The sequence below is a fragment of the Streptomyces sp. NPDC101118 genome (assembly GCF_044759445.1).
GTDB lineage: Bacteria > Actinomycetota > Actinomycetes > Streptomycetales > Streptomycetaceae > Streptomyces.
In genome coordinates, this window is sequence record NZ_JBIVZG010000014.1 from 81,847 (window position 1) to 95,047 (window position 13,201).

Annotated in this window: 14 protein-coding genes; 6 read left to right on the forward strand and 8 right to left on the reverse strand. The window is 73.9% G+C overall.

Annotated elements, in window-relative coordinates; all coding sequences use genetic code 11:
- Positions 1 to 5 precede the first annotated feature (5 nt).
- Complete coding sequence (locus ACIQUQ_RS22445; RefSeq protein WP_403978527.1) at positions 6 to 1,649, reverse strand: thiamine pyrophosphate-binding protein; 1,644 nt, start codon at positions 1,647 to 1,649, stop codon at positions 6 to 8.
- 53 nt (positions 1,650 to 1,702) lie between these two features.
- Positions 1,703 to 2,527 (reverse strand): type 1 glutamine amidotransferase domain-containing protein, encoded by an 825-nt coding sequence (locus ACIQUQ_RS22450; RefSeq protein WP_403978530.1) that lies wholly within the window; start codon positions 2,525 to 2,527, stop codon positions 1,703 to 1,705.
- A 286-nt stretch (positions 2,528 to 2,813) separates the two neighbouring features.
- Here ACIQUQ_RS22450 and ACIQUQ_RS22455 point away from each other — a divergent pair, with 286 nt between their 5' ends.
- The 5 genes from ACIQUQ_RS22455 (at position 2,814) to ACIQUQ_RS22475 (ending at position 6,221) form a co-directional block, all read left to right on the forward strand.
- Positions 2,814 to 3,080 (forward strand): UBP-type zinc finger domain-containing protein, encoded by a 267-nt coding sequence (locus ACIQUQ_RS22455; RefSeq protein ID WP_403978533.1) that lies wholly within the window; start codon positions 2,814 to 2,816, stop codon positions 3,078 to 3,080.
- Positions 3,077 to 4,780, forward strand: a complete 1,704-nt coding sequence (locus ACIQUQ_RS22460) for an FAD-dependent oxidoreductase (RefSeq protein WP_403978535.1) — start codon at positions 3,077 to 3,079, stop codon at positions 4,778 to 4,780. Before ACIQUQ_RS22455 ends, ACIQUQ_RS22460 begins: the two co-directional genes overlap by 4 nt.
- 70 nt (positions 4,781 to 4,850) lie before the next feature.
- A complete protein-coding gene (locus ACIQUQ_RS22465) occupies positions 4,851 to 5,345 on the forward strand; it encodes a hypothetical protein (RefSeq protein WP_403978538.1) in 495 nt (164 codons plus the stop codon).
- Between the two features lie 77 nt (positions 5,346 to 5,422).
- Positions 5,423 to 5,749 (forward strand): putative quinol monooxygenase, encoded by a 327-nt coding sequence (locus ACIQUQ_RS22470; protein ID WP_399947449.1) that lies wholly within the window; start codon positions 5,423 to 5,425, stop codon positions 5,747 to 5,749.
- Between the two features lie 10 nt (positions 5,750 to 5,759).
- A complete protein-coding gene (locus ACIQUQ_RS22475; protein WP_403978541.1) occupies positions 5,760 to 6,221 on the forward strand; it encodes a group II truncated hemoglobin in 462 nt (153 codons plus the stop codon).
- A gap of 322 nt (positions 6,222 to 6,543) precedes the next feature.
- On the opposite strand, the gene ACIQUQ_RS22480 is transcribed toward ACIQUQ_RS22475, so the two are convergent.
- The 6 genes from ACIQUQ_RS22480 to fmt all read right to left on the reverse strand — a co-directional run bounded on the left by ACIQUQ_RS22480 (position 6,544) and on the right by fmt (position 12,034).
- Positions 6,544 to 6,960: a barstar family protein gene (locus ACIQUQ_RS22480; protein ID WP_403978543.1), complete on the reverse strand. Its 417-nt coding sequence runs from the start codon at positions 6,958 to 6,960 to the stop codon at positions 6,544 to 6,546.
- On the reverse strand, positions 6,957 to 7,403 hold the full coding sequence (locus ACIQUQ_RS22485) for a ribonuclease domain-containing protein (protein ID WP_403978545.1): 447 nt from the start codon (positions 7,401 to 7,403) through the stop codon (positions 6,957 to 6,959). Before ACIQUQ_RS22485 ends, ACIQUQ_RS22480 begins: the two co-directional genes overlap by 4 nt.
- 167 nt (positions 7,404 to 7,570) lie before the next feature.
- On the reverse strand, positions 7,571 to 8,638 hold the full coding sequence (locus ACIQUQ_RS22490) for a sugar-binding transcriptional regulator (protein WP_399947456.1): 1,068 nt from the start codon (positions 8,636 to 8,638) through the stop codon (positions 7,571 to 7,573).
- Between the two features lie 112 nt (positions 8,639 to 8,750).
- Positions 8,751 to 9,437, reverse strand: coding sequence for a ribulose-phosphate 3-epimerase (gene rpe, locus ACIQUQ_RS22495; RefSeq protein ID WP_403978548.1), 687 nt, complete (start codon positions 9,435 to 9,437; stop codon positions 8,751 to 8,753).
- Positions 9,438 to 9,550: 113 nt separating this feature from the next.
- A complete protein-coding gene (locus ACIQUQ_RS22500) occupies positions 9,551 to 11,011 on the reverse strand; it encodes an RsmB/NOP family class I SAM-dependent RNA methyltransferase (RefSeq protein ID WP_403978551.1) in 1,461 nt (486 codons plus the stop codon).
- A gap of 90 nt (positions 11,012 to 11,101) precedes the next feature.
- Positions 11,102 to 12,034 carry a methionyl-tRNA formyltransferase gene (gene fmt, locus ACIQUQ_RS22505; protein WP_403978554.1) on the reverse strand — a complete coding sequence of 311 codons (933 nt, stop codon included), beginning with the start codon at positions 12,032 to 12,034 and terminating at the stop codon, positions 11,102 to 11,104.
- Between the two features lie 270 nt (positions 12,035 to 12,304).
- On the opposite strand from fmt, the gene ACIQUQ_RS22510 reads away from it, so the two are divergent.
- On the forward strand, positions 12,305 to 12,835 hold the full coding sequence (locus ACIQUQ_RS22510; RefSeq protein WP_403978557.1) for a hypothetical protein: 531 nt from the start codon (positions 12,305 to 12,307) through the stop codon (positions 12,833 to 12,835).
- Positions 12,836 to 13,201: the final 366 nt, after the last annotated feature.

Here is a 13,201-nt window from a genome sequence, read left to right on the forward strand (position 1 = left end):
TGGTGTCAGATCTGGATGTCCACGAGGAACGGGCCGGGGTGGTCGAGCATCAGCCGCACCGCGGCCGCCGCCTCCTCCGGCTTCTCCACCCGGGTGCCGCCCGCGCCGAGGGAGCGCGCCAGCCCGGCGAAGTCGATCTCCGGGCGAGACAGGTCGAAGGACCCGGGGAAGGCGTGCTCCGGGATGTCCCGCTCCCGCCAGTACTGGGCGATGTTGTCGTCCAGCAGCCGGTACTTGCGGTTGTTGCAGACCACGAACTTGGCGGCGATGCCGTGCCGGGCCGCGGTCCACAGCGCCTGGTACGTGTACATCGCCCCGCCGTCGCCGGCGAAGCCGACGACCAGCCGGTCGGGGTGGGCCAGCTTCGCGCCGACCGCCCCCGGGAACCCCACGCCCAGCGAGCCGCCGCGCGTCAGGTGGTAGTCGCCCGGCCGCTCGGCCGGCAGGTGGGCGGTGACCAGCGGGGACGTCGTGAGCGCCTCGTCGAAGACGATCAGGTCGCCGCCGGTCCGCTCGGCCAGGGTGCGCAGGAAGACGGCCATCGGCGTGCCGTCCCGGTCCCGCGCCCCCGTCCGGTCGGCGACCGCGCGCTCCCGCGTGCGGACGTCGAGGCGGGCGGCCGCGGCGGCCCGCCGTACGGGGCTCAGCTCCCGCTCCAGCACGGGCGCCAGGGCGCGCAGCGTCCGGCGGGGGTCGGCGGCCAGCGCCAGGTCCACCGGGTGGTTCTTGGCGATCTCGTACGTGTTGAGGTCGACGTGGACGATCCGCGCGCCCTCCGCGAAGGGGCTCACCAGCTCCGGGAAGACCTCCGGGAAGACGTACGTGCCGACGATCAGCACCGCGTCCGCGTCCCGGACCAGTTCCGCGCTGTACGCTCCGAACATGTGGCCGAGCTGGCCGCGGCGCAGCGGGTGGGAGGCCCGGATGTTCACCTCGGACGAGTCCACCTCGTAGACGTCCGCGCCCAGCAGCTCCGCGACGGCGGCCAGTTCGGCCTGCGCCCCGGAGAGGGCCACCCCGTCGCCGACCAGGACCAGCGGGCGCTCCGCGCCGGCCAGCAGCCGGGCGGCCCGGCCGACGGCGGCGTCCGAGGGCGCCACGTCGGTGTCGGGCACGACGGCCGGCAGCACGGGCTCGGAGTTGAGCTCGTCCAGCACGTCCATCGGGAGGGCCACGAAGACCGGCCCGCGGGGCGGGGTGAGCGCGATCTTCACCGCGCGGCGCACGGTGCGCAGCACGGAGGCGGGGTCGGTGACGCGGGTGGCGTACTTGGTGACCGGCCGGGCCATCGCGACCAGGTCGGCGGCCATCTGCGCGTCCATGGCGTCGTACCGCACCCCGGCGTCGCCGGCGACCACCACCAGGGGCGTGTGGCCGCGCAGGGACTGGTACAGCATGCCGATGCCGTTGCCCAGGCCGACGCCGGAGTGCAGCTGCAGCAGCGCGGCACCGCCGGTGGCCCGCGCGTAGCCGTCGGCGATGCCGGCGGCCACGGTCTCCTGGAGGCTGAGGACGTACTGGAAGCCCTCGGCGGCGTCGGCCGCGTCGAGGAACCCCTGCTCGACCGTGCCGGGATTCCCGAACATCACGTCGAGGCCGTCGGCCTTGAATTGCTCGATGAGCCTTTCCCGGCCCGGAGTCGCTTTCATGAATTCCCCCTCGTTCCCGGCTGGTTTACCGGACGCTGCCGCCGAATTCGGGATCACCATCCCCAGCGGGTGAGCCCCTCTTCCAGGACTTCCACGATCTTCTGTCCGGTGAGGTACGAGTCGGGGGTGGACCGGCCGGTGACGAACGGGAAGTCGACGATCACCGACACGGGCTTTCCGAAGTTCCCGTGATAGGCGCCGCGCGGCCCGGTGGCGTCGCGCAGGATGTACTCCAGCGGGTACGGCGGCGGACCCATGTTGAAGTCGGTGCCGAGGAACCCGGTGCCGTCCTTGTAGTCGTACTCCTTGCAGTGCCCGGTCACGTGCTTGCCCCAGATGATGCTGCGCCGGTCGTCCCAGTCGCGGGCGAAGGCCAGGCAGGCCACGCCGTAGCATTCCGCGGCCACCACCTTGCCGGCCTTCCGGAAGGCGAGGATCAGGGCGTGCACGCGCTCGTTGTTGGCGAGGTCGGCGATCGGGCCGCTGCCTCCGACGATCAGGACCGCGTCGTAGGCGGCGATGTCGGCGTCGAGCCGGTCGAGGTCGCGGTGGTACTGCTCCAGCTTGCGCAGGTACCCGTCGTCGCTGGTGTACGGGCGCTCGGGCACCCACGCCTCGATGTCGAGCGGCGCGTCCAGCCGGCTGGAGCGCTCGAACTCGCGGCCCAGCCGCGCGTTCTCCTCGGTGGTCACCGACCGGCCCAGCGGAGGGTCGACGTAGTTCGCGTCGAGGCTCGGCGGAAGGGCGTGCGCGCGCTTTCCGGTGGGCGTCGCGAAGACGACCTCATAGCCACGCGCATCGAACTCGGAAACGGGACCGATGAGTTCTTCGGCCCAGTAACCGTGTTCGGAGACAATGACCAGAATCTTTCTGCTCACGTATTCCTCCTGGCGCCGCCTGTTGTCGTTGGCGCACCCCACACTGCTGGTCGGCCGGGTCGGCGTCAAAGGCCGCACACACGACTTCGTGAGGTAGCGGACCAGGTGTTCCGGGCACTTCAGGAAGTCGGCCGCCGAGGTCAGGAAGTACCCGGGGGACTTCCTGACCTCGGCCGAATAAGTGAACCGCCGGGAAATTCCCGATCTATGGTCGTGGTGATTCTCCGGGACGAGTCGCCGCGGGGGCTCGGGAGCTCCGTGCGGCAAGAGAGAAGGACGGGGTCCGATGGACAGCAGGTGTTTGCACGTCGATGAGATACGCCCGGTGTCGGCGGGGACCGAGGGCTGCGCGGAATGCCTTGCGTCGGGTGATTCCTGGGTGCATCTGCGGATGTGCCTCAGCTGCGGTCACGTCGGCTGCTGCGACTCCTCCCGGAACCGGCACGCCACCTCGCACTTCCGCACCACGGCGCACCCCATCGCGGCCTCGCACGAGCCGGGCGAGGACTGGGCGTGGTGCTACGCCGACAAGCTGATGCTGGAACGCGCATGAGCACCGCGAGCGAGAGCGCACCGGCGCGCGAGGAGCGCGAGGGCCGCAAGCCCGTGATCCTGGCCGTCGACGACGACCCCCAGGTGCTGCGCGCCGTACGCCGTGACCTGCGCAGCGCCTACGGGGACCGGTACCGGGTGCTGGGCGCGTCCTCGGCCGCGGACGCGCTGAAGATCCTGGACTCCCTGGACGAGCGGGGCCACGACCCGGCGCTCTTCCTGGTCGACCAGCGCATGCCGGACGTGACCGGGGTGGAGTTCCTGCTGGAGGCGGTCAGCCGCTTCCCGGACGCGCGCCGGGTGCTGCTGACGGCGTACGCGGAGACCGACGCGGCCATCACCGCCATCAACCGGGTGCGGCTGGACTACTACCTGCTCAAGCCCTGGGACCCGCCCCACGAGCGGCTCTTCCCGGTCCTGGACGACCTGCTCTCGGACTGGCTGGCCACCTACCGCCCCGCGTACGACGGGATCATCGTCGCCGGCCACCTGGTGGCCCCGGGCACGCACGCCGTGCGCGACTTCTTCACCCGCAACGGCCAGCCGTTCCGCTTCCTGAACGTCGAGCGGGACCCCGAGGCGCTGACCCTGATCGCCGACCGCCCGGACGCGCCCCTGCCGCTGGTCCGCTTCCCGGGCGGCGAGGTGCTCTCGGCCCCCACGGACGCCGAACTCGCGGAGCGGCTGGGCCTGGTCACCACCGCCTCCCGCCCGCACTACGAGTGCGTGATCGTCGGCGCGGGCCCGGCGGGCCTCGCGGCCGGGGTGTACGCGGCCTCCGAAGGCCTGTCGACGCTGATGCTGGACTCGCGCGCGCCCGGCGGCCAGGCCGGCACCTCCAGCCTCATCGAGAACTACCTCGGCTTCCCCTCGGGCCTGTCCGGCGGCGACCTGACCCGCCGGGCCACCATCCAGGCGTCCCGCTTCGGCGCGGAGATCCTGCACCCGGTGGAGGTCGTCTCGCTCACCCGCGACGACCCTGCGAAGATCCTCACGCTGGCCGACGGCACGGAGATCAGCGCCGAGACCGTGCTGCTGTCCACGGGCGTCGCGTACAACCGCCTCCAGGCCCCCGGCGCGGACCGCTTCGAGGGTGCCGGCCTCTACTACGGCGCGGCCACCACGGAGAGCTCCGCCTGCATCTCCCAGCACGTGTTCATCGTGGGCGGCGCCAACTCGGCGGGCCAGGCCGCCGTGCACTTCGCGAAGTACGCCGCCCGGGTCACGATCCTGGTCCGCGCGGAGTCCCTGGACGCCAGCATGTCCCGCTACCTGATCGACGAGATCGGCCGCACCCCGAACATCGAGGTGAAGGTCCGCACCACCGTGGTCGCCCTCGACGGCGGCGAGCACCTGGAGCGCATCACCCTGCACGACGCGGAGACCGGCGAGGACACCGAGACCCCGTGCCGGTTCATGTTCACCTTCATCGGCGCCCGCCCGCACACCGACTGGCTGGCCGGCGTCGTGGAACGCGACGAGTTCGGCTTCGTCCTCACCGGCTCCGACCTGATCGCCAACGGCGGGGAGCTGCCGGCCGAGTGGAGCCTGGAGCGGGCCCCGTACCCGCTGGAGACGAGCGTGCCGGGCGTCTTCGCGGCCGGCGACGTCCGCGCCCACTCGGTCAAGCGGGTGGCCTCCGGCGTCGGCGAGGGCGCGATGGCCGTCTCCCTCGTCCACCGGTACCGCGCGATGGGCTGACCGTTCGCCGGCGGCGGAAGACGGACCGCGCCCTTGCGATCAACGTGCGAACGGATGCAACGTTGATTACATGATTACAGCCGAACAGAGAGAGCAGCTCCGCGGCTGGTTCGCCGGCCGCCTGCCGGAAGACGTCTACGAGAGCGTGGCCGACGTGGTGGTCGACCGCGAGGAGATCACCGTGATCGGCCGCGCCCCGGCCGGCGAGACGGCCGCGGAGTTCCGGGCCCGCACCCGCGAGCAGCGCATCGCGGTCGCCCGCGAGGCGGAGGAGCTCTACCGCCGCAAGGTGGCCTGGGGTGTGGAGGGAGAGGACGGCGAACGCACGCTCTTCACCCACCTGGCCGTCCCGGTGATGACCCGGCTGCGCCAGTCCGAGCGCCAGGTCCTGGACACGCTGGTGGCGGGCGGGGTCGCGCGCAGCCGGGCGGACGCCCTGGCCTGGTGCGTACGGCTGGTGGGCCGCAACACCGACACGTGGCTGGCGGACCTGCGGGCCTCCCTGGAGGAGGTCGGCAGGGTCCGGGCCCAGGGCCCCGACTCCATGGAGTCCGAGCAGGAATGACGCATTCGGCTGACGGGCACCGATGATCGCGTCAGGGTAGCCGCAGCAGCTGATCACCACGGAGAGGCAGAACCGTCATGGCCACCACCGTCGAGTACATCCGCTACCGCATCGCGTTAGACGAGCAGCAGTCCTTCGAGGACGCGTACCGCAAGGCGGCGGAGTCCCTGGCCGCCGCTCCCGAGTGCGTGGACTACGAGCTGGCCCGCTGCGAGGAGGAGCAGGAGCGCTACATCCTCCGGATCCGCTGGACCTCGACCGAGGCGCACCTCCAGGGCTTCCGGCGGGGTGAGCACTTCCCGGCCTTCTTCAGCGCGATCCGGCCCTACGTGACCGCGATCGAGGAGATGCAGCACTACCAGGTCACCGAGGTCGTCGGCACGGGCAAGGCCGCAGGACAGTGAGGCAGGCACGATGAGCACCCCCACGATCTACGAGTGGATGGGCGGGGCCGAGGCGATGAACCGCCTCACCGACGCCTTCTACGGCCACGCGCTGCAGGACGAGGTCCTCGCCCCGGTGTTCGCGGGCATGGACCCCGGGCACCCGCAGCACGTGGCGGCCTGGCTGTCGGAGGTCTTCGGCGGGCCGGCGGACTACACGGCACACCACGGCGGCCACCAGCACATGGCCACCAAACACCTGGGCCGCGGCATCACCGAACAGCAGCGCCGCCGCTGGGTGGACCTCCTCCTCGACACCGCGGACGAGGTCGGCCTCCCGACGGACCCGGAGTTCCGCGCGGTGTTCGTCTACTACATCGAGTGGGGCACCCGGATGGCCCTGATCTACTCGGGCGACAACCCCCCACCGGTCGACGCGGCCAAGGTCCCGGTCTGGTCCTGGGGCCAAACGCCCCCGTGGACGGGCTCCTAGCCCCTCCGCCACGGCAGGCCAGGAGATCCCCCCGGACGAAGTCCGGGGGGAGGACCCGTGGCCCAGCCCCAGGAACCCGGGGCGCAGCCCCGAGGGGGTCCGGGGCACAGCCCCAAGGGGTCCGGGGCGCTATCCCCAAGGCGGTCCGGGGCGCAACCCCAAGGGGTCCGGGGCGCAACCCCAAGGGGTCCGGGGCGCAGCCCCGAGGGGGTCGGGGGCACAGCCCTGGTGAACGGGAGAAGGGTGGGGCGGGGAGACAGCCCCGCAGGGCCCGCACCTCCGCCCCGCAGGACCCGCACCCTCCGCCCCGCAAGGGCCGGCCTCAGCCCCGCCCCTCGACCAGCAGCACCCGGAACCCGGGCCCCGCATCCGACTCCGCCCAGAACTCCACCGCCCCCTCCAGCACCTCAAGCAGCACCCCGGCATCACGCGCCCGCGCCCGCGCGAAACCGCCCCACCCCGTGACGGCGACCAGCCACCCCGCGCCCCCCGCCGGCCCCGCCCAGGACAGGTCCGTCAGACAGTCCGCCAGCGCGTCCCAGTTCCGCCCGAACCACCCCGGCAGCCCGAACGCCCGCTCGCACCGGTCCATCAGCGCCGCCTTGGACCGTACGCCCTCCAGCTCCAGCAGCACGGTGGCCCACCCGGCCCCCCGCGCGGCGGCCAGCGCCGGCTCCAGCGGCTCGTCCGCGGGCCACACCCGCGGGGCCGGCGGCCCGGACAACGCGTCGAGGGTCATCGCAGCACCGCCCGGAAGCTCTGGTAGTGGTCGTCGGTGTAGTAGAACTCGCCGCCCCGCCCGGTCACGATGCGCCGCGCGCCCCGGTCCCGCTCCCCCGGCGTCCGTACCGTGTACTCGCGGTAGTAGCCCCGCTTCTGCCGGGGCAGCACCCGCTCGAAGTTCCCGAAGACCGTGCCGTCCTGACGGTACGGGTACGGCCCGCCGGCATCGATCAGGGCCAGCGTCTCCCGCGCCTGTACGGGCAGGTCGGCGGCCCGTACGACGGTCATCCCCCGCGCCCACCCGGGCGTGCTCGGTGCACCCGCGCCCGGGGTGACCGGACCGGCGGCCCGGTCGGCCCCGCCGGAGCCGCCACCGCCCCCGCCGCACGCCGCGACGGTCCCCAGCAGCACCGCCAGGAACACGGCCCCCAGGAGCCGGGGCACGCTCCGCAAGATCATGCACCGATGCTGCCAAACAACCGGCGCACCGGCGAACGGGCCACGCGTCGGCGCGCCCCGGTCACCCGGCCCGGCTCAGCCGCCCGTACCGGCCCGCTCGCGGACCCGTGGGCCACCGCGACCGCCCGGCAGCTGGCCACGACCGCCCGGCAGCCCGCCGCGACCGCTCAGCGGCCCGACGCGATCGCCCCGTCGTCCGGGTCGGCCCGCTCCAGCGCCGGACGCGCTCCCGGCACCGACTCGGTCAGCAGGTAGTCGGCGACGGCGGTGTCCGTGACCAGGCTCGTCACCAGCCCGGACCGCAGCACCGCGCCGATCGCCGCCGCCTTGCGCAGGCCGCCGGCGATGGCCACGACCTCCGGGATCCGGCGCAGCCGGTCGGCCTCGACGGTGATGCACCGCTCGCCGAGGTCCCGGCCGACCCGGCGGCCGTCCTTGTCGAAGAGGTGCGCGGACATCTCGGCGGCGACGCCGAGCGAGGCGTAGTGCGCCCGCTCCTCGTCGGAGAGCATGTCGTGCACGGTCGAGATGCCCGGCTCCCAGGAGCCGATGGACACCGCGGCGACGGTGACCTTGTCGAAGTACTCGAAGGCCCGGGCGATCCCGGTCTGGTTGCGCAGTGCGGCCGCCGTGGCGGGATCCGGCAGCAGCATCGGCGCGTAGATCGGGTGCGCGTCGCCGCCGGAGACCTGGGCGGCCCGGCGTACCGCCTCGACCGAGCCGCGCTCCGCGGTCCCGGCGTCGTACACGCCGGTCAGCTGGACGACGGTGCACGGCGGCAGGCGGTGCAGGGCGGCCGCCATGTGGATGGTCGACCGCCCCCACGCCAGTCCGAGCACGTCGCCCTCGCTGACCAGCTCGCCCAGCAGGTCGGCCGCGACCGCGCCGAGGTTCTCCGGGTCGGGGGCGTCCTCGGCCGCGTCGGCCGGGGACTCCACGACGACCGCGTGGCGCAGCCCGTACCGTGCGCGCAGCGCGTCGGAGCGCTCCGCGTCCAGCTCGGCCGGCACCCGGATCTCGATCCGGACGAGGTCGCGCTCCAGGGCGGTCTCCAGGACCCGGGCCACCTTGAAGCGGCTCACGCCGAACTCCTCGGCGATCTGGATCTTGGACTTGCCCTCCAGGTAGAAGCGACGGGCCATGGCCGCCGCCTGCACCAGCTCCGCGGGTCCCATCCGCAGGGCTGAGCGTCCCGCCGACACACCAGACACCGCGATCTCCTCACTGCTGTTCACACTCTCGACTCGCCGTTCATCCTGTCAGATCCGGCGGCCGTTGATCAGCCCGGACAGCTCCCGTTCACCGAGCTGTTCACCGAGCCTTCCTGCCAGGCGCCCCAGGCGCCCCTCAGTGCTCGCAGGCCCAGGGCGCCGCCGCGATGGCGACCCCCGCCTGCTCGCGCAGCGTCCGCACCGCGGCGGCCGGGTCCACGGCCCCGTACACGGCGGAACCGGCCACGAACACGTCCGCGCCGGCCTCGGCGCACCGCTCGATGGTGGACGCCGAAACGCCCCCGTCGACCTGCAGCCACACCTCCAGGCCGTGCTTCGCGATCAGCTCCCGGGTACGGCGGATCTTCGGCAGCATCACGTCGAGGAAGGGCTGTCCGCCGAAGCCCGGCTCGACCGTCATGATCAGCACCATGTCGAGCTCGGGGAGGATGTCCTCGTACTGCTCGATCGGCGTGGCGGGCTTGAGCGCCATGGAGGCGCGGGCGCCCTTGGCCCGGATCTCCCGAGCCAGCCGGACGGGCGCGCCCGCGGCCTCGGCGTGGAAGGTGACCGATCCGGCGCCCGCCTCGACGTACTGCGGGGCCCAGCGGTCCGGGTCGGCGATCATCAGATGCAGGTCCAGCGGAATGTCCGTGGCGCGGCTGAGGGACTCCACGATCGGCATGCCGAGCGTGAGGTTCGGGACGAAGTGGTTGTCCATGACGTCGACGTGGAGCCAGTCGGCACCCTCGACCGCCTTCGCCTCGTCGGCGAGGCGGGCGAAGTCCGCGGACAGGATGCTGGGATTGATCTGAACGGCCATGCCCCCAAGCGTGCCATGCCGTCGGGCTTCGGCCGGTGGCACCCCCGAAACCGGCCGCGGGAACCGCGGCCCCGGCCGTGGCCCCGGCCCCCGGAGGGAGCCGGGGCGACGGCTCAGGCCGTGCGGCGCAGCAGCGCCAGGTACATCGCGTCCGTGCCGTGCAGGTGCGGCCAGAGCTGGACGTCCGGGCCGTCGCCGAGGGCGGGGACGCCCGGCAGCAGCGGACGCGCGTCGATCCACTCCGCCTCGAAGGGGGCCGCGCCGCCCCGGCCCTTGAGCACGTCGTCCACGACGACCCGGGTCTCCGCGAGGTGCGGGGAGCAGGTCGCGTACCCGACGACGCCGCCCACGCGGACTGCGCCGAGCGCCTCCCGCAGCAGCGCGCGCTGGAGCGGGGCGAAGCCCTCCAGGTCCGCGGGCCGGCGGCGCCAGCGGGCCTCCGGGCGGCGGCGGAGCGCGCCCAGGCCCGAGCAGGGCACGTCCATCAGCACCCGGTCGAACGAGCCGGGCAGCCACGGCGGGCGGGTGCCGTCGGCGGCGATGACCTGGTACGGGCCGGGGTTGCCGGCGAGGGCCCGCTCGACCAGCCGGGCCCGGTGCGGCTGCTTCTCGGACGCGAGCAGCGCGGCACCCCGGCCGGCCGCCAGCGCGCCCAGCAGGGCGGCCTTGCCGCCGGGGCCGGCGCAGCCGTCCAGCCAGCGCTCGTCGCGGCCCTCGACCGGGGCGTTGGCGAGGGCGATGGCGACCAGCTGGCTGCCCTCGTCCTGGACGCCGGCACGGCCCTCGCGCACGGCCTCGATGGCGCCCGGTTCGCCGCCCTCGGCGAGCCTGACGGCGTACGGGGACCAGCGGCCCGGCAGCACCGAGTCCTCGCCCAGCGTCTCGACCAGCTCGCCGGGCTCCACACGGCCGGGCCGGGCGACCAGCGTCACCTCGGGCCGCTCGTTGTCCGCCTCCAGCAGGTCCTCGATGCCGGCCCGGCCGCCGCCGAGGGCGTCCCACAGGGCCGAGACCACCCACCGCGGGTGGGAGTGGACCACGGCGAGGTGCTCCTCGGCGTCCTCGTCGTAGGGCGGGGCGACCTTGGCCAGCCAGCCGTCCAGGTCGTCCGCGGCGATCCGGCGCAGCACGGCGTTCACGAACTTCGCCCGGCCGTCGCCGAGCACCACGCGGGCCAGCTCCACGCTCGCGGAGACCGCGGCGTGGGTGGGGATGCGGGTGCCGAGCAGCTGGTGCGCGCCGAGCGAGAGCACGTCGAGCACCGGCGGGTCGACCTCGCGCAGGGGCCGGTCCACGCAGGCCGCGATGATCGCGTCGTACGTGCCCTGGCGCCGCAGCGTGCCGTACACCAGCTCCGTCGCGAGGGCCGCGTCCCGCGCGTCGAAGGAGCCGCCCTTGGCCTCCGCGGCCTCCCGGGCCTTGCGGAGCAGGGGCGGCAGGACGAGGTTGGCGTAGGCGTCGCGCTCGTCCACGGCCCGCAGGGCCTCGAAGGCGAGGACGCGGACGGGGTCCTTCTGGGGACGCCGGTAGGGCTTGTGCTGCTTGGCGGGACGGCGACGGGGCTGGTCGGTCACGTGAAAGGTGCTCCGCTGAGGGGTGGTGGAACGGGGAGGCCTGAAGGCGCCGGCGGGCGCGTCTTCAGCGTACGTCGGGGTGCGCGGGGGCTACGCGCCGAGCCGCTCGCCGGGGGCGATGCGCACGCCGCGGGCCCAGTCGGCGCCCTTCATCGGCTTCTTGCCCTGGGGCTGCACCCAGAGCAGCTCGACGGCGTGCGAGCCGGTGCCGACGTACACGTTGTTCTTGGCGGGGGCCAGCTCGCCGGGCGCGAGGTCGGTGCGCTCGGGCACCAGCGCGACGGAGACCAGCTTGAGCCGCTCGCCGCGGAAGAGGGTCCAGGCGCCGGGGGCGGGGGTGCAGCCCCGTACGACGCGGTCGGCGCGCAGCGCCGGGTCGGCCCAGTTCACCTGCGCGTCCTCGACGGTGATCTTGGGTGCGAGGGTGATGCCGTCCGCGGGCTGGGGCACGGCGCGCAGGGTGCCGTCCTCGATGCCGTCCATGGTGGCGGCGAGCAGCCCGGCACCGGCGAAGGCCAGCCGGGTGAGCAGGTCGCCGCTGGTGTCGGTCGGGCGGACCTCCTCGGTGAGCACGCCGTAGACCGGGCCGGAGTCCAGGCCCTCCTCGATGAGGAAGGTGGAGGCGCCGGTGACCTGGTCACCGGCCATGACCGAGTGCTGGACGGGGGCGGCGCCGCGCCAGGCGGGCAGCAGGGAGAAGTGCAGGTTGACCCAGCCGCGGGCCGGGATGTCGAGGGCCGCCTTGGGCAGCAGGGCGCCGTACGCGACGACCGGGCAGCAGTCCGGGGCGATCTCGGCGAGCCGGGCGAGGAAATCCGGGTCGCGCGGGCGGACGGGCTTGAGCACCTCGATGCCCGCCTCCTCGGCGCGCTGCGCGACCGGGCTGGCGACCAGGCGGCGGCCGCGGCCGGCGGGGGCGTCGGGCCGGGTGACGACGGCGGCGACCTCGTGGCGGCCGGAGGCGATCAGGGCGTCGAGGGCGGGCACGGCCACCTCGGGGGTTCCTGCGAAGACGAGCTTCACTTGGTCATACCTCGCTTTGCGGCGGGCCGTTGGAGACGACGGATGAGACGAATGAGGAGCAACGGCCCAGTCTATGGGCCGTTGCGCCCGGCCCGCCCGACCGGGGCGGGGGGCGTACGCACACACGCGCGCCTCTCGCATATGCCGACACGCCCCGGGGGCGTGACCTCCGTGCCGCATGGAGCGTTGGTCAAGAGAGATTGACCGAAACGGGCCGCATTGTGCAGCCGGCCCGATCCGTTTCAACCCCCCGGTTCGAGAGGCTTGTTCATGGCCGACCACGCCACCCACGACGCCCAAGCGAGGGCCAGCCTGCATCTCCTGGTGCGGGACATCGAGCGGGTCCGCCGACAGGTGGATGCCCTGCGTACCCTCACCGCCCAGCTCGGCAACGTGTACCGTCCGCGTCGCTCCGGCCCCTCCACGGGCTTCGTCGTCTACGGCCGGGCACCCGCGCCGACCGTCCGTCTCGCGCAGGAGCTGCGGGACAGCGTGGAGACGCTGGTCACCGCGGCGGTGGACTTCGACCGTTCGCTCGGCTTCTCGTGGGACGCGGTGGGCTCCGCCCTCGGGGTGACGAAGCAGGCGGTGCACCGGCGGTACGGGGCGCGCCGGGCGGGCGCCGTCACCGCGGCACCGGCGGAGACCGCGGAGCCGCTGGCCGAGGGCACGGCCGCGCCGCGCACACTGGGCATCCCGGCGGCCCGCTCGATGCCGCCCCAGCCGACCCCGGCCTCGCAGTCCCTCCGCGAAGACACCACCCCCCGCTCCCCGGCCTTCCCGGGCCCCCGCACGGGCTGACCCCCTCTGGGGCCCGGCCTCCCCGTTCCCGGGGCCCGCACGACCGCGGGCTCGGGCCGGGGCAGCGGTACCACCCCGGCCCGGGGGCCCGCACACCAGCCCGGGACCCACCCCCACGGGGTCCCGGGCCCCCAACGCCCCGCCCGCTGCCCAAGGCTCCCGAGGGACGCTCCGGCCACCGGTGTCGATGGTGGGTGAACCGGCACGCCCGACGTCCCCCTGAGGGGCAAGTCCCCTCCCCACCCTTCTCCCGTGCACCGGGGCGCTGCCCCGGCCCCCACGGGCCTGCGCCCGGCACCACGAACAACTGCGCCGTGCCCCGGCGCCCAACGGCCGCGGCCAATCGGCACCCGCAACCCGTCCCAA

Bases quoted from the DNA above. Each gene is read 5' to 3' on its own strand.
- ACIQUQ_RS22485 (WP_403978545.1), bottom strand. From the start codon at position 7,403: ATGATCTTGCGGAGCGTGCCCCGGCTCCTGGGGGCCGTGTTCCTGGCG.
- ACIQUQ_RS22465 (WP_403978538.1), top strand. From the start codon at position 4,851: ATGATTACAGCCGAACAGAGAGAGCAGCTCCGCGGCTGGTTCGCCGGC.
- rpe (WP_403978548.1), bottom strand. From the start codon at position 9,437: ATGGCCGTTCAGATCAATCCCAGCATCCTGTCCGCGGACTTCGCCCGC.
- ACIQUQ_RS22445 (WP_403978527.1), bottom strand. From the start codon at position 1,649: ATGAAAGCGACTCCGGGCCGGGAAAGGCTCATCGAGCAATTCAAGGCC.
- ACIQUQ_RS22475 (WP_403978541.1), top strand. From the start codon at position 5,760: ATGAGCACCCCCACGATCTACGAGTGGATGGGCGGGGCCGAGGCGATG.
- ACIQUQ_RS22510 (WP_403978557.1), top strand. From the start codon at position 12,305: ATGGCCGACCACGCCACCCACGACGCCCAAGCGAGGGCCAGCCTGCAT.
- ACIQUQ_RS22470 (WP_399947449.1), top strand. From the start codon at position 5,423: ATGGCCACCACCGTCGAGTACATCCGCTACCGCATCGCGTTAGACGAG.
- ACIQUQ_RS22460 (WP_403978535.1), top strand. From the start codon at position 3,077: ATGAGCACCGCGAGCGAGAGCGCACCGGCGCGCGAGGAGCGCGAGGGC.
- ACIQUQ_RS22455 (WP_403978533.1), top strand. From the start codon at position 2,814: ATGGACAGCAGGTGTTTGCACGTCGATGAGATACGCCCGGTGTCGGCG.
- ACIQUQ_RS22480 (WP_403978543.1), bottom strand. From the start codon at position 6,960: ATGACCCTCGACGCGTTGTCCGGGCCGCCGGCCCCGCGGGTGTGGCCC.